This is a genomic window from Enterobacter cloacae complex sp. IR5458, assembly GCF_049238025.1.
Classification (GTDB): Bacteria; Pseudomonadota; Gammaproteobacteria; order Enterobacterales; family Enterobacteriaceae; genus Enterobacter; species Enterobacter kobei.
This window is the reverse complement of record NZ_JBMKIF010000006.1, coordinates 214,023-233,614: the sequence shown is the minus strand read 5'-3', so window position 1 is coordinate 233,614 and position 19,592 is coordinate 214,023. Positions and strand designations below refer to the sequence as shown.

Genomic DNA, 19,592 nt, shown 5'->3' with positions numbered 1-19,592 from the left:
ACACGATTTTACGACACTTAAAAAACTCAGGCCGCAGTCGGTAAACTCACGCATACAACCGGGCAGTGACGTCATTGTTTGCGCGGAAATGGACGAACAGTGGGGTTACGTCGGGGCTAAATCACGCCAGCGCTGGTTGTTTTACGCGTATGACAGGATACGGAGGACGGTTGTGGCGCACGTATTCGGTGAACGCACGCTGGCCACGCTGGAGCGTCTTCTGAGCCTGCTGTCGGCCTTTGAGGTCGTGGTATGGATGACGGATGGCTGGCCGCTTTATGAATCACGCCTGAAGGGAGAACTGCACGTTATCAGCAAGCGATATACGCAGCGCATTGAGCGGCATAACCTGAACCTGAGGCAGCATCCGGCAAGGCTGGGCAGGAAGTCACTGTCGTTCTCAAAATCGGTGGAGCTGCATGACAAAGTCATTGGGCATTATCTGAACATAAAACACTATCAATAAGTTGGAGTCATTACCCTTTTTTCAACTTCTGATGGATGCGAGTGATTGAACTCATACATTAATGTTTTCCCACGAAGTCTTTTTTCAGGTAAGCCTTCGCACATATCGGTAAATAGCTTGCCTGCTTTTATTTTTTCTGTCATCGACATGTTCATTTTTAACATTCCGTCCTGATAAGTTGGTCGGATAAGGCGCTCGCGCCGTATCCGACATTAATTTCTTAAGCGACTTCATTCACCTGGCGACGCAGCAGAGAAAGTGGGCCGGGGCCGCTAAGCGTGAACACGGAAATTAAGGTGAAGCCCAGCGCCACCAGACCCAGCACCAGGTAAGCGCCCTGGAAACCGATGCTTTCATACATATTGCCCGCCAGAATAGACATAAAAATCATCGCCAGTTGCTTAAAGAAGCAGAAACAGACCAGATAAATCGTCGCTGAAAAACGCACTTCAAACTGGCTGGTAATATATTTAAAGCAGCCCACCAGCAGGAACGGTACTTCAAACATATGCAGCGTTTTCAGAATAACCACTTCCAGTGCTGAGGTAGCGAACGATGAGCCAATAATACGTACTGACATAATAGTGCCAGCCAGCAGCAGGGCGTTTTTCCCACCGATGCGATTAATGATCAGTGGCGCAAAAAACATAATCGAGGCGTTAAGTAATTCGCCCATTGTCGTTACGTAGCCAAATACCCGCGTACCCTGTTCACCGGTAGCAAAGAACGAAGTAAAGAAATTAGCAAACTGTTGGTCAAAAACATCGTAGGTGCAGGAAACGCCAATAACATACAGTGACAAAAACCACAGTTTTGGCTGTCTGAACAGTTCCAGCGCCAGCTTAAGGCTAAATGCCGAATGGTTGGCACCTACCGCATTGGCAACCGTGGCAGAAGAGGGCGCATCCGTTTTGGCGAAAAAGAGTAAAATGGCGAGGATGAATGCACAGCCAGAACCCAGCCAGAAAACAAACTGATTATTGATGGTGAACATGATGCCGACAATCGAGGCACACAGCGCCCAGCCAACACAGCCAAACATCCGCGCGCGACCATATTCGAAATTACTGCGACGGCTGACTTTCTCGATAAATGCCTCTACTGCTGGCGCACCGGCGTTAAAACAAAAGCCTAGATAAATACCACCAACAATCGATCCTACTAAAATGTTGTATTGTAACAGTGGCCCGAAGATAAAAATAAAGAACGGCGCAAACATCACTAACATGCCGGTAATAATCCACAGCAGGTATTTGCGCAGCCCGAGTTTGTCAGAAAGCAGACCAAACAGCGGTTGGAATAATAGCGAGAACAGAGAAATAGCGGCAAAAATAATACCCGTATCACTTTTGCTGATATGGTTGATGTCATGTAGCCAAATCGGGAAAAACGGGAAGTAGGCTCCCATGATAAAAAAGTAAAAGAAAAAGAATAAACCGAACATCCAAAAGTTTGTGTTTTTTAAATAGTACATAATGGATTTCCTTACGCGAAATACGGGCAGACATGGCCTGCCCGGTTATTATTATTTTTGACACCAGAGCAACTGGTAATGGTAGCTACCGGCGCTAAGGTGGAATTCCGCCGACACTGACGGGCTCCAGGAGTCGTCGCCACCAATCCCCATATGGAAACCGTCGATATTCAGCCATGTGCCTTCTTCCGCGTGCAGCAGATGGCGATGGCTGGTTTCCATCAGTTGCTGTTGACTGTAGCGGCTGATGTTGAACTGGAAGTCGCCGCGCCACTGGTGTGGGCCATAATTCAATTCGCGCGTCCCGCAGCGCAGACCGTTTTCGCTCGGGAAGACGTACGGGGTATACATGTCTGACAATGGCAGATCCCAGCGGTCAAAACAGGCCGCAGTAAGGCGGTCGGGATAGTTTTCTTGCGGCCCTAATCCGAGCCAGTTTACCCGCTCTGCTACCTGCGCCAGCTGGCAGGTCAGGCCAATCCGCGCCGGATGTGGCGTATTGCTCGCCACTTCAACATCAACGGTAATCGCCATTTGACCACTTCCATCAATCCGGTAGGTTTTCCGGCTGATAAATAAGGTTTTCCCCTGATGCTGCCACGCGTGGACCGTGGTAATCAGCACCGCGTCGGCAAGCGTATCTGCCGTGCACTGCAACAACGCTGCTTCGGCCTGGTAATGGCCCGCCGCCTTCCAGCGTTCGACCCAGGCGTTAGGGTCAATGCGGGTCGCTTCACTTACGCCAATGTCGTTATCCAGCGGTGCGCGGGTGAACTGATCGCGCAGCGGCGTCAGCAGTTGTTTTTTATCGCCAATCCACATCTGTGAAAGAAAGCCTGACTGGCGGTTAAATTGCCAACGCTTATTATCCAGCTCGATGCAAAAATCCGTTTCGCTGGTGGTCAGTTGCGGGATGGCGTGGGGCGCGGAGGGGAGTGTCACGCTGAGGTTTTCCGCCAGACGCCACTGCTGCCAGGCGCTGATGTGTCCGGCTGCTGACCATGTGGTCGCGTTCGGTTGCACTACGTGAACCGTTAGCCAGAGTTGTCCGGCGCTCTTCGGCTGCGGTAGTTCAGGCAGTTCAATCAACTGTTTACCTTGTGGAGCGACATCCAGAGGCACTTCACCGCTTGCCAGCGGCTTGCCATCCAGCGCCACCATCCAGTGCAGGAGCTCGTTATCGCTATGACGGAACAGGTATTCGCTGGTCACTTCGATGGTTCGCCCGGATAAACTGAACTGGAAAAACTGCTGCTGGTGTTTTGCTTCCGTCAGCGCCGGATGCGGCGTGCGGTCGGCAAAGACCAGACCGTTCATGCAGAACTGGCGATCATTCGGCTTATCGCCAAAATCACCGCCGTAAGCCGACCACGGATTGCCATTTTCATCATATTTAATCAGCGACTGATCCACCCAGTCCCAGACGAAGCCGCCCTGTAAACGGGGGTACTGACGAAACGCCTGCCAGTATTTAGCGAAGCCGCCAAGACTGTTACCCATCGCGTGGGCGTATTCGCAAAGGATCAGCGGGCGCGTCTCTCCAGGCAACGAAAGCCATTTTTTGATGGACCATTTCGGCACAGCCGGGAAGGGCTGGTCTTCATCCACGCGCGCGTACATCGGGCAAATAATATCGGTTGCGAAGGTGTCGGCTCCGCCGCCTTCATACTGTACCGGGCGGGAAGGATCGACAGATTTGATCCAGCGATAGAGTGCGTCGTGATTAGCGCCGTGGCCTGATTCATTCCCCAGCGACCAGATGATCACACTCGGGTGATTACGATCGCGCTGCACCATTCGCGTTACGCGTTCGCTCATCGCGGGTAGCCAGCGCGGATCATCGGTCAGACGATTCATTGGCACCATGCCGTGGGTTTCAATGTTGGCTTCATCCACCACATACAGGCCGTAGTGGTCGCACAGCGTGTACCACAGCGGATGGTTCGGATAATGCGAACAGCGCACGGCGTTAAAGTTGTTCTGCTTCATCAGCAGGATATCCTGCACCATCGTCTGCTCATCCATGACCTGACCATGCAGAGGATGATGCTCGTGACGGTTAACGCCGCGAATCAGCAACGGCTTGCCGTTCAGCAGCAGCAGACCATTTTCAATCCGCACCTCGCGGAAACCGACATCGCAGGCTTCTGCTTCAATCAGCGTGCCGTCGGCGGTGTGCAGTTCAACCACCGCACGATAGAGATTCGGGATTTCGGCGCTCCACAGTTTCGGGTTTTCGACGTTCAGACGTAGGGTGACGTGATCGGCATAACCACCACGCTCATCGATAATTTCACCGCCGAAAGGCGCGGTGCCGCTGGCGACCTGCGTTTCACCCTGCCACAAAGAAACCGTCACCCGCAGCTCATCGCGCAGCTCGCCGTACATCTGAACGTCTGCCTCCAGTACAGCGCGGCTGAAATCATCATTAAAGTGAGTGGCTACATGGAAATCGCTGATTTGCGTGCTCGGTTTATGCAGCAACGAGACGTCACGGAAAATGCCGCTCATCCGCCACATATCCTGATCTTCCAGATAACTGCCGTCACTCCAGCGCAGCACCATCACCGCGAGGCGGTTTTCTCCGGCGTGTAAAAATGCGCTCAGGTCAAATTCAGACGGCAAACGACTGTCCTGTCCGTAACCGACCCAGCGCCCGTTGCACCACAAATGAAACGCCGAGTTAACACCATCAAAAATAATTCGCGTCTGGCCTTCCTGTAGCCAGCTTTCATCAACATTAAATGTGAGTGAGTAACAACCCGTCGGATTCTCCGTGGGAACATACGGCGGATTGACCGCAATGGGATAGGTCACGTTGGTGTAGATAGGCGCATCGTAACCGTGCATCTGCCAGTTTGAGGGGACGATGACAGTATCGGCGTCAGGAAGATCGCGCTCCAGCCAGCTTTCTGGTACCGCTTCTGGTGCCGGAAACCAGGCAAAGCGCCATTCACCATTCAGGCTGCGCGACTCTTGGGAAGGGCGATCGGTGCGAGCCTCTTCGCTATTACGCCAGCTGGCGAAAGGGGGATGTGCCGCAAGGCGATTAAGTTGGGTAACGCCAGGGTTTTCCCAGTCACGACGTTGTAATACGACGGCCAGTGAATCCGTAATCATTGTCATAGTTGTATCCTGCGTGAATTGTTATCCGCTCACATTTTCGCATAACATACGAGCCGGACACATAGAGTGTAAAGCCTGGGGTGCCTAATGAGTGAGCTGACTCACATTAATTGCGTTGCGCTCACTGCCCGCTTTCAAGTCGGGAAACTTGTCGTGCCAGCTGCATTAAGGAATCTGCCAACGTGCGGGGAGAGGTGGTTTGCGTATTGGGCGCCAGGGTGGTTTTTCTTTTCACCAGTGAGACGGGCAACAGCTGATTGCTCTTCACCGCCTGGCCCTGAGAGAGTTTCAGCAAGCGGTCCACGCTGGTTTGCCCCAGCAGGCGAAAATCCTGTTTGATGGTGGTTAACGGCGGGATATAACACGAGCTGTCTTCGGTATCGTCGTATCCCACTACCGAGATATCCGCACCAACGCGCAACCCGGACTCGGTAATGGCGCGCATTGCGCCCAGCGCCATCTGATCGTTGGCAACCAGCATCGCAGTGGGAACGATGCCCTCATTTAGCATTTGCATGGTTTGTTGAAAACCGGACATGGCACTCCAGTCGCCTTCCCGTTCCGCTATCGGATGAATTTGATTGCGAGTGAGATATTTATGCCAGCCCGCCAGACGCAGACGCGCCGAGACAGAACTTAATGGGCCCGCTAACAGCGCGATTTGCTGGTGACCCAATGCGACCAGATGCTCCACGCCCAGTCGCGTACCGTCTTCATGGGAGAAAATAATACTGTTGATGGGAGTCTGGTCAGAGACATCAAGAAATAACGCCGGAACATTAGCGCAGGCAGCTTCCACAGCAATGGCATCCTGGTCATCCAGCGGATAGTTAATGATCAGCCCACTGACGCGTTGCGCGAGAAGATTGTGCACCGCCGCTTTACAGGCTTCGACGCCGCTTCGTTCTACCATCGACACCACCACGCTGGCACCCAGTTGATCGGCGCGAGATTTAATCGCCGCGACAATTTGCGACGGCGCGTGCAGGGCCAGACTGGAGGTAGCAACGCCAATCAGCAACGACTGTTTCCCCGCCAGTTGTTGTGCCACGCGGTTGGGAATGTAGTTCAGCTGCGCCATCGCCGCTTCCACCTTTTCCCGCGTTTTCGCAGAGACGTGGCTGGCCTGGTTCACCACGCGGGAAACGGTCTGATAAGAGACACCGGCATACTCTGCGACATCGTATAGCGTTACTGGTTTCACATTTACCACCCTGAATTGACTCTCTTCGGGTGCTATCATGCCATACCACGAAATGTTTTGCGCCATTCGGAGGGGGCACGCCGAAGTGAGATTCAAAATGCCGACGTCAGTTCACAGGTGGGTAATGATACCAACGTGTTGATTTCGTATTTTCACTGACACCAGGATCATCCTGATGTTACAAGGATTGAATGACTACAGATTAAAATAGTCATCAACAGGTTGACAGCATTACCGGTAACCCGTTTCAGCTCTTTCTGGAGACGGTGGATCTCGGCCTGAGCATCTGACTGTTCTTTATTAGTGGAAGAATCCGGACCGTACTTCTTTATCCATGCATAAAGGCTGTGGGTGGTGATATCGAGACGTGTTGCAACTCTGGAAACAGAATAACCGCGATCAACAACCTGTTTGACTGCTTCAGTTTTAAACTCTTCGGGATAACGCTTACCGCTCATGGGCACCTCTCTTTAAGCCATCTTAAATGACTCTGAGGTGTCTGTTAAACCCGTGGCGATTCATTTTAGGCATAAAAAAAGACCTCAGTTGAGGTCTATTTACATACTGTTGGTGCGAAGGCCGAACTCGAATCGGCTCTTCATTAACTAACTCTGGCAACGTTTCCATCCAATCGCAATCCATCCAAATAGTCCCCATACCACTGCATCATCTCTTTCCTCCCTTCAAGATACTGCGCATGGTTATAGGTCCCGCGAATCGCGTTCTTGTCCACATGCGCGAGCTGGGTCTCAATCCAAGCAGTGTTGAATCCTTCCTCATGCAAGATTGTGCTCATGGTGTGACGAAAACCATGTCCGGTTGCTCTCTTATCGTAACCAATCCTTTTAATAACCATATTGATGCTGGCTTCGCTCATTGGTTTATTAACATCGTTTCGACCTGCAAAGATAAACTGGTAAGTACCGGTCAATTGCTTTAGTTGCCGAAGTGCTGCTAAGGATTGAGCAGAAAGGGGCACTATGTGGGGTCGCCTCATCTTCATTCTACTTTTCGGTATTTCCCAGATATGGTTTTCGAAGTCGATTTCACTCCATTCTGCCATACGTAATTCGACGGTTCGTAAGCCCGTAAGCATGAGTAGTCGGGTCGCCAGAAGCGTTACTAGACTGCCGGTGTATTGTGAAAGCTTTTGTAAAAACTCGGGTAGCTCAGCAGCAGTAAGAAAGGGATAATGTTGTTTCTCGTACCCCTGTAAAGCACTACCAAGATCAGCCGCAGGGTTGTACTCGGCTCGGCCAGTAACAATAGCGTAACGGAACACTTCGCTACAACGTTGGCGCACTTTACTGGCAAGCTCCGGCGCACCTCGCTTTTCCATACGCTGCAATACAGACAGAAGCTCCAGTGGCTTTATCTCATTAACCGGCTGCGATCCAACAAAGGGAAATACATTGTTTTTGAAGGCCCGGTTAACATAGTCAGCGTAGTTTTTTGACCAGCCAGAAACTTTTGCGTTGTACCACTCAACCGCTATCGCTTCAAAAGTATTCGTAACCGATAGTTTTTGGGCAAGTAGTTCGGCTTTTTTAACTTCACCGGGATCTTTATCATTTGCCAATGTTTTTCTCGCTTCATCGCGCTTAGTGCGGGCTTCCGCAAGTGAGATGTCAGGATAGGTTCCGAACGAGAGTTTTTTCTCTTTACCGGCAAATCGATACTTCATTCGCCAGTACTTTGAACCGTTAGTATTGACCATGAGATAGAGCCCTCCGCCATCAGCGAGTTTATAGGCTTTATCTCTGGGCTTTGCAGTCTCGACCTGACGAGCATTCAGTGGCATTTGGGGGCCTCATTTTCCGTTGAACAGGATAAGCCCCCACTTAGGCCCCCAAACGTTTATTGATTCACGTAGATATGGGTAGACTTCAGTTGACGTCGCATAGCCTGAGAAGAGGGGTTATGGCTGATTATAAAAGGTTTTTATTGAATTCGGTAGACATCAGGAGAGTTATATCTGGTGTCCCCTGCAGGAATCGAACCTGCAACTAGCCCTTAGGAGGGGCTCGTTATATCCATTTAACTAAGGGGACGAGGCGGCACGAGTATAGCGTTATTTACACTTTGCGTTAAGCGCATCGCCGCCTGACTGCTCAAAGAGTCACCATTCAGTCCGTTTTTTTTGCCGAATTGCCCTCATTCTCTTGCGCCTTTAGCTCAGCTTTGCGTTTGTTAGACATGTCGTTACGGATTTGGGCATGGCTTAACAGCGCGAAGATAAACGTTCCGCCGCAGATATTCCCGGCCAGCGTCGGAAGGGCGAACGGCCAGAAAAAATCAGTCCAGTGAAGCGTACCATTAAAGACCAGATAAAGTATTTCAACGGTACCGACCACAATATGCGTGGTGTCCGCCAGGGCAATCAGCCAGGTCATCAGTATGATCACCACAATTTTGGCGCTGCCTGCGGAAGGAAACATCCACACCATCGTGGCGATAATCCAGCCGGAGATGATGGCGTTTGCGAACATTTCGGCCGGCGTGTTTTTCATCACGTCCATGCCAATTTTCACAAACGCATCCCGGGTAGGTTCATCAAAGATCGGCATATACTCAAACGCCCAGGCGGCGATACCCGTGCCGATAATGTTACCCAGCAGGACCACGCCCCACAAACGCAACAATAAACCGAAATTGCCGAGGGTAGGATTTTGCATCACTGGCAGAACGGCAGTCACCGTGTTTTCAGTAAACAGCTGCTGGCGGGCCATGATGACAATAATAAAGCCGAAGGTATAGCCGAGGTTCTCCAGTAAAAAACCGCCGGGTACACCCTCAAGTTGAACATGAAATATCCCTTTTGCGAGCAGTGACGCGCCCATTGACAGTCCCGCAGCGATGGCTGACCAGAAGAGGGCCATGGCATCGCGCTCCATCTCCTTTTCGCCATCCTGGCGTATATGTTCGTGAATTGCCATCGCGCGGGAGGGGAGGCGATCTTCATCAACTTCTATCTTCTCGCCGCGCGCTTTCTCCTCGCTCTCAATTTCAATATCCTCTTTGCTCTCTGCAATTTTGTCTTCACCCACTTCTTTCATAACGGCTCCCGGAGGTTGATCTTTCTTTTAAGCGTAGCGGCTTTTATCAGGATGCCTGTGGGGATGCTCTTAAATTGGCGGCAATGACAACAAAGGTGAGACATCTCTTTCAAAGGCATTATAAAATTGCCAGCGAAACGAATTCCAAAAGCCAGGCTATGCTGAGATCAGAGCCACGGTGTTTATTGCCCGTACTTGTGCTCATAGACATCGGTAAACGTGCTGTTACAATCACTTGCACGTTTACAGACGGAGCGCCAGATGCTTCGTTACGGATGGCAATCAACGATAGCCATACTGAACAGGGAGATATTTATGAAACTTCGGCTGTCGGCGCTTGCGCTGGGCATGACGATGCTTGTGGGCTGCGCCAGCTCCGGGGAGCAAACGGGACGCTCCGATCCTCTCGAAGGATTTAACCGCTCCATGTATAGCTTCAACTACAACGTGCTGGATCCGTATGTGGTTCGGCCGGTGGCAGTGGCATGGCGCGATTATGTTCCACAGCCTGCGCGTAACGGGCTAAGCAATTTTACCAGCAACCTCGAAGAGCCCGCGGTTATGGTGAACTACTTCCTGCAGGGCGATCCGTATCAGGGGATGGTGCACTTTACTCGCTTCTTCCTGAACTCCCTGCTGGGGATGGGCGGCTTTATTGATGTCGCTGGCATGGCAAACCCGAAACTGCAGCGTGAACAACCGCACCGCTTCGGCAGCACCCTGGGGCATTATGGCGTAGGTTATGGTCCGTATGTCCACCTGCCGTTCTATGGCAGCTTCACCGTGCGTGATGATGGTGGCGATATGGTCGATACGCTGTATCCGGTCCTGTCGTGGCTGACCTGGCCGCTGTCGATTGGTAAATGGACGGTGGAAGGGATTGAAACCCGTGCGCAACTGCTCGACTCAGACGGTCTGCTGCGCCAGTCTTCCGATCCTTACATTATGGTGCGCGAAGCATACTTCCAGAATCACGATTTTATTGCCAACGGTGGCAAGCTGAAGCCGGAGGAGAATCCAAACGCGAAGGCTATCGAAAACGAACTCAAAGATATCGATTCGGAATAAATAAAAAAGGTGAGCGATGCTCACCTTTTTCGATTTCAGTGCGCTTAGAACGCGTAGTTAAAGTTCGTACCGAACAGCCAGGCTTTACCTTCAGAGGTAAACTCGTACGGACCTTCCTGGAACGTCACTTTCTGACCGTGCATATAAGATACGCCCGCATCGATGGACGCATTCTCGTTGAACGCATATGTCGCACCAGCACTTAACCAGAAGCGGTCCTGATCCGGAATGGAAATGGAACGTTTGTCTGCCGGAACCGGGCTGTCGTCAAATGCGATACCGGAGCGGAAAGTCCAGTTTTTATCGTAGTAGTAGGTGGTACCCAACGCAATACGATAGGCGTCGTGGAAGCTTTCATCCTTATAGAACAGCGTTTGACCATTGTTGCCGGTTGCTTTCAGCTCCTGGAACTGGCTCCAGCTGGTGTAGGCCAGGCTATAGTGAATAGCCCATTGTGGTGCCACGCGGTTGTAACCGGAGACTTCCCACATTTCTGGTAAATGCAGCGACAGTGAACCTGGAACTGTCTGGTTTGAAGTACCCCATGGAATGGTGGTACCCGCGCCTGGAACCAGGTTGTTGACTGGCGCCAGGATGCCGCTCTTGTAATCGCCGTCAAAGTCAATTTTTACTTCGGAACGATAGGTCAGGCCCCAACGGTTGTTTTTGTCCAGCTCATACAGGATACCGGCGTTCCAGCCATAGCCCCACTCATCACCTTTCAGGCTGGCAATTTTATTGCTGTTTTTCGGCAGGCTGGCAGTCTGCTCGCCGGAGTAACGCTCAATTTTTGCATCAGCGTAGACGGCATCAAAGCCCAGACCAAAGCTCCAGCTGTCGTTCAGACGATAAGCACCGCTCAGGTTCAGGTTCAGCGTCGTCAGATCGGTTTTACCGCCGTATTCACCTGCCGGATAGTTGTTATTGAATTCAGTTGCAAGGCCGTAGTTGGACGTGACGGACGCCCCCCAGCCAAATTGCTCATTAATAGGTGCAACGAAGTGCAGGTTGGGTACCCATGCGGTCGGGGCAATATTGTCCGCTTTCAGGCTCGCACCTGTGTAAGGCGACTTGCCAGAAATGTTGACATCAGGATCGATATATACCGCACCCGCAGAGAAGGTCGGGCGATCGAACATCATGATCAGTGCAGGGTTACGGCTGGCGTTACCTGCATCATCAGCAATTGCACCTTCCCCAGAATACGCGCGGCCAAGGCCAGAGGAAGAAAATTCGTTTAACTGAAAGCCCGCTGACCAGGCGGAAGTGGAGACGATTGCCACTGCGACTGCCAGCGCAGTCTTGTTGAACAGGGTTTTCTGGCTCATGACCATAACCTCATTGAGTTATTTTTATTCAATAATTGTTACATACCGTAACAGGAGCGCGAAGTGTAGGGTCTGAGGTTTGACAGACAAATCAGACCAGTGGCCAGAGTATAGGTCTGACCAGCTAGGATGTTGCAAGTTTGTTTATTAATATTTTCAAACATGTTTCATGAAACGAGATCTGGTTGGCAAAAATGTGACCATCGCGACTCAGTCAAAAGGGTGGTTTTTGTTTTAGATCATTTTTTAGTGTGATATTGGTCACTTATCCGATTTTGCGCCATTAACGGCTGGAGAGAGCCTGCGCCGGGGCGTAAAATAGCAGCATCGTGTTTATCTCGCGCGCTGCGCGAATACAGAGGAAATTGAGCTATGAGTAAATGCAGTGCTGATGAAACCCCGGTTTGCTGCTGTATGGATGTTGGCACCATCATGGACAACTCCGATTGCACAGCGTCTTACAGCCGTGTGTTCACCAACCGCGCTGAAGCGGAAGAGACCCTGTCCGCGCTGAGCAAGCGTGCGCGTGATGTTGAATCCGATCCGTGCGAAATCAAATCTACCTTCACCGAGGTGGACGGCGGCGTGAAGCTGGATATTGACTTCGTGTTTGCCTGCGAAGCAGAAACGCTGATTTTCCAGCTGGGCCTGCGTTAATTCCTGCGGGCTGGTGCCCTCACCCCGACCCTCTCCCACGGGAGAGGGTGCAAACACTAAAAACGGTAACCTACGGGTTACCGTTTTGCTTTTTCCTCGGGGCATTTTCTTTTTCTTCTCTGTGTCTTACCTCGCACTTTTTCGTTTCCCCAATTGGCTGAATGTAAAAAAATGGTTAAGACTATTATCAGGTCAGACCACTTAACGTTTGCGTCAATTTTTTACAGGGGAGTGTTATGAGTCAGGCATTACCGCTTATTACCCGTCAGGGCGATCGCATTGCCATTGTCAGTGGTTTGCGTACGCCGTTTGCGCGTCAGGCAACGGCGTTTCATGGCATACCGGCTGTCGATCTGGGGAAAATGGTGGTGGGGGAGATGCTGGCTCGCAGCGAAATTCCGCCTGAGGTCATTGAACAGCTGGTTTTCGGCCAGGTGGTTCAGATGCCTGAAGCTCCCAATATTGCGCGAGAAATTGTCCTCGGCACCGGGATGAGCGTTCATACGGATGCCTATAGTGTCAGTCGCGCCTGTGCGACCAGTTTCCAGGCGGTGGCTAACGTGGCGGAAAGCCTCATGGCGGGCACCATTCGCGCCGGGATCGCCGGAGGTGCTGATTCCTCTTCGGTACTGCCTATTGGCGTCAGTAAAAAGCTGGCCCGTATTCTGGTGGATGCAAACAAAGCCCGCACGACCGGTCAGAAGCTCAAACTCTTCTCGCGTTTACGTCTGCGCGACCTGATGCCTGTACCCCCTGCTGTCGCAGAATATTCTACCGGCCTGCGCATGGGCGATACCGCGGAACAGATGGCGAAAACCTACGGCATTACCCGTGAGCAGCAGGACGCGCTGGCGCATCGTTCACATCAGCTGGCGGCGAAAGCCTGGTCAGAGGGCAAGCTCATCGACGAGGTGATGACCGCCTATACGCCTCCTTATCGGGAACCACTGGTTGAAGACAACAATATCCGCGGTACCTCGACGCTGGCGGATTACGCCAAACTGCGTCCGGCGTTCGACCGTAAACATGGCACCGTGACTGCGGCCAACAGTACACCGTTGACGGATGGGGCAGCCGCCGTGATCCTGATGACCGAATCCCGCGCGAAAGAGCTGGGCATCACCCCTCTGGGCTATTTGCGCAGCTATGCCTTCACCGCCATTGATGTCTGGCAGGACATGTTGTTAGGTCCGGCCTGGTCCACGCCGCTGGCGCTGGATCGCGCAGGGCTGTCGCTGGCTGATTTAACCCTGATTGATATGCACGAAGCCTTCGCCGCACAAACCCTGGCAAACGTACAGCTGCTGGCAAGCGAGCGTTTTGCACGTGATGTGCTGGGGCGCGCCCATGCCACGGGTGAAGTGGATCAAAGCAAATTCAACGTGCTGGGTGGTTCGATTGCCTACGGTCATCCGTTTGCGGCGACAGGGGCGAGGATGATAACTCAGACATTACACGAGCTACGTCGCCGCGGTGGCGGGTTTGGCCTGGTGACCGCCTGTGCGGCGGGTGGACTGGGTGCTGCAATGGTTCTGGAGGCTGAATAATGGAAATGACATCTGCATTTAACCTGACGGTTCGCCTCGACAACGTCGCCGTGATCGCCATTGATGTGCCTGACGAAAAAATGAATACCCTGAAGGCGGAGTTTGGCACTCAGGTTCGCGCGATGCTCAGGCAGATCCGCGAAAACAAGGCCATTCGCGGTCTGGTGTTTATCTCGGCCAAGCCGGATAACTTTATTGCCGGGGCCGACATTAACATGATCGCCCGGGCGCAAAGCGCGCAGGAAGCGGAAGATCTTGCGCGTCAGGGGCAGCAGGTAATGGCCGAGATCAACGCGCTGCCGATCCCGGTGATTGCCGCGATCCACGGTGCTTGTTTGGGTGGTGGACTGGAGCTGGCGCTGGCCTGCCACAGCCGCATTTGTACTGACGATGCGAAAACCGTTCTGGGCCTGCCGGAAGTGCAATTAGGTCTCCTGCCTGGTTCTGGTGGCACGCAGCGTCTGCCGCGCCTGGTAGGGGTTAGCACCGCGCTGGAAATGATTCTCACCGGCAAGCAGCTGCGCGCCCGTCAGGCGCTGAAAGCCGGTCTGGTTGACGATGTCGTTCCCCACGCGATTTTACTGGAAGCTGCTGTAGAACTGGCGCTGAAAGGTCGCCAGCCAAAACGTCCTCTTCCGGTGCGAGAGCGTGTGCTGGCGGGTCCTCTGGGAAGGACGATCCTGTTCAACATGGTGGGCAAAAAGACCGAACAAAAAACCAAAGGCAACTACCCGGCGGCGAAACGGATCCTGGAGGTGATTGAAACCGGGTTGTCACAGGGAAGCAGTAGCGGCTATGCCGCTGAAGCCAAAGCCTTTGGCGAGCTGGCGATGACGCCGCAGTCACGGGCGCTGCGCAGCATTTTCTTCGCCAGCACAGAGGTGAAAAAAGATCCGGGCAGCGAGGCTGAGCCTGCTCCGCTGCGTGCAATTGGCGTGCTCGGGGGTGGGCTGATGGGCGGCGGCATTTCTTTCGTTACCGCAAGTAAAGGGAAACTGCCGGTACGCATCAAAGACATTAACCCTAAGGGAATCAACCACGCGCTGCAGTACAGCTGGCAGAACCTTGATCAAAAGGTCAAGCGCCGCCATATCAAGGCAAGCGAGCGTGATAAAACCCTGGCGATGATCTCCGGCACGACGGACTACAGCGGTTTTGCGCACCGCGATCTGGTGATTGAAGCCGTATTTGAAGATCTGGCGCTCAAGCAGCAGATGGTGGCGGACGTTGAACAGCATTGCGCGCCGCATACCATTTTTGCCTCAAATACGTCGTCATTACCCATCGGCGATATCGCAGCGAAAGCCGCGCGTCCTGAGCAGGTGATTGGTCTGCACTTTTTCAGCCCGGTAGAAAAAATGCCGCTGGTGGAGGTGATCCCTCACGGTACAACCAGCCCGCAAACTATCGCTACCGTGGTGAAGCTGGCGAAAAAACAGGGCAAAACCCCCATCGTGGTTGCGGACAAAGCCGGCTTCTACGTCAACCGTATTCTGGCGCCGTACATCAACGAAGCGATGCGGCTGCTGACGGAAGGGGAGAAGATTGAGCACGTCGATGAGGCACTGGTAAAGTTTGGCTTCCCCGTTGGTCCTATCCAACTTTTGGATGAGGTGGGAATAGACACCGGCACTAAAATTATACCTGTACTGGAAGCCGCTTATGGCGATCGTTTTGCGCCGCCTGCAAATATTGTTTCTGCAATTTTGAAGGACGATCGCAAAGGCAGAAAAAATGAACGCGGTTTCTATCTTTACGGCGCGAAAGGGCGTAAAAGCAAGAAACAGGTCGACCCTTCTGTTTATGGGCTTATCCCGACCTCAGGTCAGGGGAGACTCTCCCCCGTTCAGTGTGCTGAACGTTGTGTGATGATGATGCTCAATGAAGCGGCACGCTGCTTTGGTGAGCAGGTGATCAAGAGCGCACGGGATGGCGACATCGGCGCCGTATTTGGTATTGGTTTCCCGCCTTTCCTTGGCGGCCCGTTCCGTTACATGGATACACTCGGTGCGGGTGAAGTGGTGGCTATTCTGCGACGTCTGGCATCGCAATATGGCCCGCGGTTTACACCGTGTGACGAATTATTGCAGATGGCGGAACGGGGCCAGACATTTTGGCCTGCAAGGGAAACTGTCCTCGTAAGCTGAGGTCAAAGAAGGGTAAATCCCGACGTGAATGAACCTGTTCTGGCGATTTTGTAAACAGAGATTGACTATACTTACGCCATTGAGGTAAAAAACAGCGTTTCATTCACCGAATGGATCAGGCACAATGCCCGGCCATCGGGTTTTCTACCTCAGAGCATTTATCGCGGGTAGTCAACGCCGGTGATTCTGGTTAACAAAAGCGGTGCAATATGCAAGTTTTTATCATGCGTCACGGCGACGCGGCACTCGATGCCGCCAGTGACTCAGTACGTCCTTTAACAGTCTGTGGTTGCGACGAATCTCGTCTGATGGCAACCTGGCTTAAAGGCCAAAAAGTGGATATCGAACGCGTTCTGGTGAGTCCGTTCCTGCGTGCAGAACAGACGCTGGACGTGGTAGGGGAGTGTATGAACCTGCCATCCAGTGTCGATGTTCTTCCTGAACTGACGCCATGCGGTGATGTCGGCCTTGTCAGCGCCTACCTTCAGGCACTGTGCAATGAAGGTGTCGCTTCCGCACTGGTCATTTCCCACCTGCCACTGGTTGGCTATCTGGTTTCTGAGTTGTGCCCGGGCGAAACGCCGCCAATGTTCACCACATCCGCCATTGCCAACGTCACCCTCGACGAAACCGGCAAAGGGGTCTTTAACTGGCAAATGAGTCCGTGTAACCTGAAGATGGCAAAAGCTATCTGACGTGACGTGCGACAGGGCGGGGTGCAAATGTGCTTCCCGCCATGCTGTCAGGGCAACTCAGGCGGTTGCCACTCCTCAACTTCTATCAACACCAGCAATGCGGCATCTCCGCCGTACTCTTTGGGTGCCTGATGAAACGCCATAACATGTGGATGCTGAGCCAGCCACAGCGGCGTTTGCTGCTTAAGAATATGTTTCCCATGGCCGTGCATCACGCAGGCGCAAAACACGTGTTCGCGGCGACAGGCGGCGATCAGTGCCCCCAGCTCCTGTTTTGCCTGCATCTGCGTTAACCCGTGCAGATCGAGAAACAGCTCCGGTGAATAATCTCCGCGACGTAATTTTTTCAGCTCAAAGTGGCTGACGTCCTCGCGCACGTATTTCACCGCGCCCTGCGTATTTAGCAGCGGTTGAAACTCATCTGAAAAATAGTGGCTGTTATCAGCCTGCTCCTGCAGCAGTCGTTTGACCGGAACGTCGCTGATTTTTTTACGCTGCGGGCGATGGACAATGGTGTCCTGCGTGATTTTACGCGTCCCGGTCATCAGCTGGCGGAAGAGAGCCTGATCCTCCTCGCTGAGCGATGTTTTCTTTTTCATTCGTCATTCTCATCTCGTATTTCCGATAGTGTACCCGACTAAACGCATTTTTTAACCTCAAGCGCGACGCGTCATTGCTGATTTATCGCCGTCTTCATGGCAAACTAGCCGCCGAAAATTATGCGAGCATGCCCTGGAGGAAAGAGTGGATAAAATATTTGTCGATGAAGCAGTAAACGAGCTGCATACCATACAGGACATGTTGCGCTGGTCGGTTAGCCGCTTCAGCGCCGCCAACATCTGGTACGGTCATGGTACCGATAACCCGTGGGATGAGGCCGTTCAGCTGGTGCTGCCGTCTCTTTATCTGCCGCTGGATATTCCGGAAGACATGCGCACCGCGCGCCTGACCTCCAGTGAAAAACACCGCATTGTTGAGCGGGTGATCCGCCGCGTCAACGAACGCATTCCGGTCGCCTACCTGACCAACAAAGCCTGGTTCTGCGGCCACGAATTCTATGTTGATGAGCGCGTGCTGGTGCCGCGTTCACCGATTGGTGAGCTGATCAACAACCACTTTGAAGGCCTGATTCACCATCAGCCGCAGCACATTCTGGATATGTGCACCGGCAGCGGCTGCATCGCGATTGCCTGCGCCTATGCCTTCCCGGAAGCGGAAGTGGACGCCGTCGATATCTCTACCGACGCGCTGGCCGTCACCGAGCACAACATTGAAGAGCACGGCCTGATCCATCACGTTACGCCAATCCGCTCGGATCTGTTCCGCGACCTGCCGACGCAGCAGTACGACCTGATCGTCACTAACCCGCCGTACGTCGACGCGGAAGACATGTCCGATCTGCCAAATGAATACCGTCATGAGCCGGAGCTGGGTCTGGCGTCAGGCACTGACGGCCTGAAGCTGACTCGTCGCATTCTGGCCTGCGCGCCGGATTACCTGACCGACGACGGTGTTCTGATTTGTGAAGTGGGCAACAGCATGGTACATCTGATAGAGCAGTACCCGGATGTGCCGTTCACCTGGCTTGAGTTCGATAACGGCGGTGACGGCGTCTTTATGCTGACCAAAGCGCAGCTGCTCGACGCGCGCGAATACTTCAGTATCTATAAAGATTAATCCAGCGGGCTTCGGCCCGTTTCACAACGCTCAAACACAAACAACAACATCGGAGCCGTGATGGCAGGAAACAGTATTGGACAGATATTCCGCGTGACCACCTTTGGTGAGTCGCACGGGCTGGCTTTAGGTTGTATCGTTGACGGCGTACCGCCCGGCATCGAACTGACTGAAGCTGATTTGCAGCACGACCTTGACCGCCGTCGTCCGGGCACCTCTCGCTACACCACGCAGCGTCGCGAGCCGGATCAGGTCAAAATTCTCTCTGGCGTCTTTGAAGGCCGCACCACCGGGACCAGCATTGGTCTGCTGATCGAAAACACCGACCAGCGTTCTCAGGACTACGGCGCTATTAAAGACGTATTCCGTCCGGGCCACGCTGACTATACCTACGAGCAAAAGTACGGTTTCCGCGACTATCGCGGCGGCGGACGCTCTTCCGCGCGTGAAACCGCGATGCGCGTGGCGGCGGGTGCCATTGCCAAAAAATACCTGCAGCAGAAATTTGGCATCGTCATTCGCGGCTGTCTGACCCAGATGGGCGATATTCCGCTAGCCATTAAAGACTGGGACCAGGTTGAGCAAAACCCGTTCTTCTGCGCCGATGCCGACAAGCTGGATGCGCTGGACGAGCTGATGCGTGGCCTGAAAAAAGAGGGTGACTCCATTGGGGCGAAGGTCACCGTGGTGGCCGACGGCGTGCCGCCAGGCTGGGGCGAGCCGGTGTTTGACCGTCTCGACGCTGACATTGCGCACGCGCTGATGAGCATCAACGCGGTGAAGGGTGTAGAGATTGGCGACGGGTTTGATGTGGTTCAGCTTCGCGGCAGCCAGAACCGCGACGAAATCACGAAAGCGGGCTTCCAGAGCAACCATGCGGGTGGCATCCTCGGCGGGATCAGCAGCGGGCAGCAGATTGTTGCGAATATTGCCCTGAAGCCAACCTCCAGCATTACCGTGCCGGGCCACACGATTAACCGCTCTGGCGAAGAAGTTGAGATGATCACCAAAGGACGTCACGATCCTTGCGTGGGGATCCGTGCGGTGCCGATCGCAGAAGCGATGCTGGCGATCGTGCTGATGGATCACTTCCTGCGCCAGCGCGCGCAGAATGCGGATGTGACGACCACCATTCCACGCTGGTAAC

The 19,592-nt window shown here is 53.2% G+C and carries 15 protein-coding genes, 1 tRNA gene and 2 pseudogenes; 8 read left to right on the top strand and 10 right to left on the bottom strand.

Annotated elements, in window-relative coordinates:
* Positions 1-466, top strand: a 466-nt coding sequence (locus tag ACOTYN_RS07465; protein WP_421634570.1) for an IS1 family transposase, incomplete at its 5' end; no start/stop codon positions are given.
* A 14-nt stretch (positions 467-480) separates the two neighbouring features.
* Here ACOTYN_RS07465 and ACOTYN_RS07460 read toward each other — a convergent pair.
* The 8 genes and pseudogenes from ACOTYN_RS07460 to ACOTYN_RS07425 all read right to left on the bottom strand — a co-directional run.
* Positions 481-621 (bottom strand): annotated as a pseudogene (locus tag ACOTYN_RS07460) (maltose acetyltransferase domain-containing protein); the annotation flags it as partial.
* Positions 622-686: 65 nt separating this feature from the next.
* Positions 687-1,940 (bottom strand): lactose permease, encoded by a 1,254-nt coding sequence (lacY, locus tag ACOTYN_RS07455; protein WP_064181444.1) that lies wholly within the window; start codon positions 1,938-1,940, stop codon positions 687-689.
* A 51-nt stretch (positions 1,941-1,991) separates the two neighbouring features.
* Positions 1,992-5,066: a beta-galactosidase gene (gene lacZ / locus ACOTYN_RS07450; protein ID WP_015386474.1), complete on the bottom strand. Its 3,075-nt coding sequence runs from the start codon at positions 5,064-5,066 to the stop codon at positions 1,992-1,994.
* A gap of 121 nt (positions 5,067-5,187) precedes the next feature.
* Positions 5,188-6,270, bottom strand: coding sequence for a DNA-binding transcriptional repressor LacI (gene lacI, locus ACOTYN_RS07445; RefSeq protein ID WP_007851507.1), 1,083 nt, complete (start codon positions 6,268-6,270; stop codon positions 5,188-5,190).
* Positions 6,271-6,506: 236 nt separating this feature from the next.
* Positions 6,507-6,728, bottom strand: a pseudogene (locus ACOTYN_RS07440) (transposase); the annotation flags it as partial.
* Positions 6,729-6,871: 143 nt separating this feature from the next.
* The gene (locus ACOTYN_RS07435) at positions 6,872-8,071 is read right to left on the bottom strand and encodes a tyrosine-type recombinase/integrase (protein ID WP_007851503.1); all 1,200 of its coding nucleotides are present in this window, start codon (positions 8,069-8,071) and stop codon (positions 6,872-6,874) included.
* Positions 8,072-8,246: 175 nt separating this feature from the next.
* Positions 8,247-8,321, bottom strand: a tRNA-Arg gene (locus ACOTYN_RS07430).
* 75 nt (positions 8,322-8,396) lie between these two features.
* Positions 8,397-9,326 carry a formate/nitrite transporter family protein gene (locus tag ACOTYN_RS07425; protein ID WP_063433924.1) on the bottom strand — a complete coding sequence of 310 codons (930 nt, stop codon included), beginning with the start codon at positions 9,324-9,326 and terminating at the stop codon, positions 8,397-8,399.
* Positions 9,327-9,641: 315 nt separating this feature from the next.
* On the opposite strand from ACOTYN_RS07425, the gene mlaA reads away from it, so the two are divergent.
* On the top strand, positions 9,642-10,394 hold the full coding sequence (mlaA, locus tag ACOTYN_RS07420) for a phospholipid-binding lipoprotein MlaA (protein WP_023338584.1): 753 nt from the start codon (positions 9,642-9,644) through the stop codon (positions 10,392-10,394).
* 44 nt (positions 10,395-10,438) lie between these two features.
* On the opposite strand, the gene fadL is transcribed toward mlaA, so the two are convergent.
* On the bottom strand, positions 10,439-11,722 hold the full coding sequence (gene fadL, locus ACOTYN_RS07415; RefSeq protein WP_014884687.1) for a long-chain fatty acid transporter FadL: 1,284 nt from the start codon (positions 11,720-11,722) through the stop codon (positions 10,439-10,441).
* 372 nt (positions 11,723-12,094) lie between these two features.
* On the opposite strand from fadL, the gene ACOTYN_RS07410 reads away from it, so the two are divergent.
* The 4 genes from ACOTYN_RS07410 to sixA all read left to right on the top strand — a co-directional run bounded on the left by ACOTYN_RS07410 (position 12,095) and on the right by sixA (position 16,768).
* Positions 12,095-12,379: a YfcZ/YiiS family protein gene (locus ACOTYN_RS07410; protein WP_014884686.1), complete on the top strand. Its 285-nt coding sequence runs from the start codon at positions 12,095-12,097 to the stop codon at positions 12,377-12,379.
* Between the two features lie 236 nt (positions 12,380-12,615).
* Positions 12,616-13,926, top strand: a complete 1,311-nt coding sequence (fadI, locus tag ACOTYN_RS07405; protein WP_071922003.1) for an acetyl-CoA C-acyltransferase FadI — start codon at positions 12,616-12,618, stop codon at positions 13,924-13,926.
* The gene (fadJ, locus tag ACOTYN_RS07400) at positions 13,926-16,073 is read left to right on the top strand and encodes a fatty acid oxidation complex subunit alpha FadJ (RefSeq protein WP_332957102.1); all 2,148 of its coding nucleotides are present in this window, start codon (positions 13,926-13,928) and stop codon (positions 16,071-16,073) included. Before fadI ends, fadJ begins: the two co-directional genes overlap by 1 nt.
* Positions 16,074-16,282: 209 nt before the next feature.
* Entirely contained in the window at positions 16,283-16,768 is a 486-nt protein-coding gene (gene sixA, locus ACOTYN_RS07395; protein WP_014884683.1) for a phosphohistidine phosphatase SixA, read from the top strand.
* Positions 16,769-16,815: 47 nt separating this feature from the next.
* Here sixA and smrB read toward each other — a convergent pair whose 3' ends face one another.
* A complete protein-coding gene (gene smrB / locus ACOTYN_RS07390) occupies positions 16,816-17,367 on the bottom strand; it encodes an endonuclease SmrB (RefSeq protein WP_014884682.1) in 552 nt (183 codons plus the stop codon).
* Positions 17,368-17,512: 145 nt separating this feature from the next.
* Between smrB and prmB the strand changes: the two genes are divergently transcribed.
* Both prmB and aroC read left to right on the top strand, forming a co-directional pair.
* On the top strand, positions 17,513-18,445 hold the full coding sequence (prmB, locus tag ACOTYN_RS07385; RefSeq protein ID WP_332957100.1) for a 50S ribosomal protein L3 N(5)-glutamine methyltransferase: 933 nt from the start codon (positions 17,513-17,515) through the stop codon (positions 18,443-18,445).
* Between the two features lie 60 nt (positions 18,446-18,505).
* Positions 18,506-19,591, top strand: a complete 1,086-nt coding sequence (gene aroC / locus ACOTYN_RS07380; protein WP_014884680.1) for a chorismate synthase — start codon at positions 18,506-18,508, stop codon at positions 19,589-19,591.
* The last annotated feature ends 1 nt before the right edge of the window (position 19,592 follow it).

Bases quoted from the DNA above. Each gene is read 5' to 3' on its own strand.
- sixA (WP_014884683.1), top strand. From the start codon at position 16,283: ATGCAAGTTTTTATCATGCGTCACGGCGACGCGGCACTCGATGCCGCC.
- fadI (WP_071922003.1), top strand. From the start codon at position 12,616: ATGAGTCAGGCATTACCGCTTATTACCCGTCAGGGCGATCGCATTGCC.
- ACOTYN_RS07410 (WP_014884686.1), top strand. From the start codon at position 12,095: ATGAGTAAATGCAGTGCTGATGAAACCCCGGTTTGCTGCTGTATGGAT.
- fadJ (WP_332957102.1), top strand. From the start codon at position 13,926: ATGGAAATGACATCTGCATTTAACCTGACGGTTCGCCTCGACAACGTC.
- lacY (WP_064181444.1), bottom strand. From the start codon at position 1,940: ATGTACTATTTAAAAAACACAAACTTTTGGATGTTCGGTTTATTCTTT.
- ACOTYN_RS07425 (WP_063433924.1), bottom strand. From the start codon at position 9,326: ATGAAAGAAGTGGGTGAAGACAAAATTGCAGAGAGCAAAGAGGATATT.
- lacZ (WP_015386474.1), bottom strand. From the start codon at position 5,066: ATGACAATGATTACGGATTCACTGGCCGTCGTATTACAACGTCGTGAC.
- smrB (WP_014884682.1), bottom strand. From the start codon at position 17,367: ATGAAAAAGAAAACATCGCTCAGCGAGGAGGATCAGGCTCTCTTCCGC.
- fadL (WP_014884687.1), bottom strand. From the start codon at position 11,722: ATGAGCCAGAAAACCCTGTTCAACAAGACTGCGCTGGCAGTCGCAGTG.
- mlaA (WP_023338584.1), top strand. From the start codon at position 9,642: ATGAAACTTCGGCTGTCGGCGCTTGCGCTGGGCATGACGATGCTTGTG.
- ACOTYN_RS07435 (WP_007851503.1), bottom strand. From the start codon at position 8,071: ATGCCACTGAATGCTCGTCAGGTCGAGACTGCAAAGCCCAGAGATAAA.
- aroC (WP_014884680.1), top strand. From the start codon at position 18,506: ATGGCAGGAAACAGTATTGGACAGATATTCCGCGTGACCACCTTTGGT.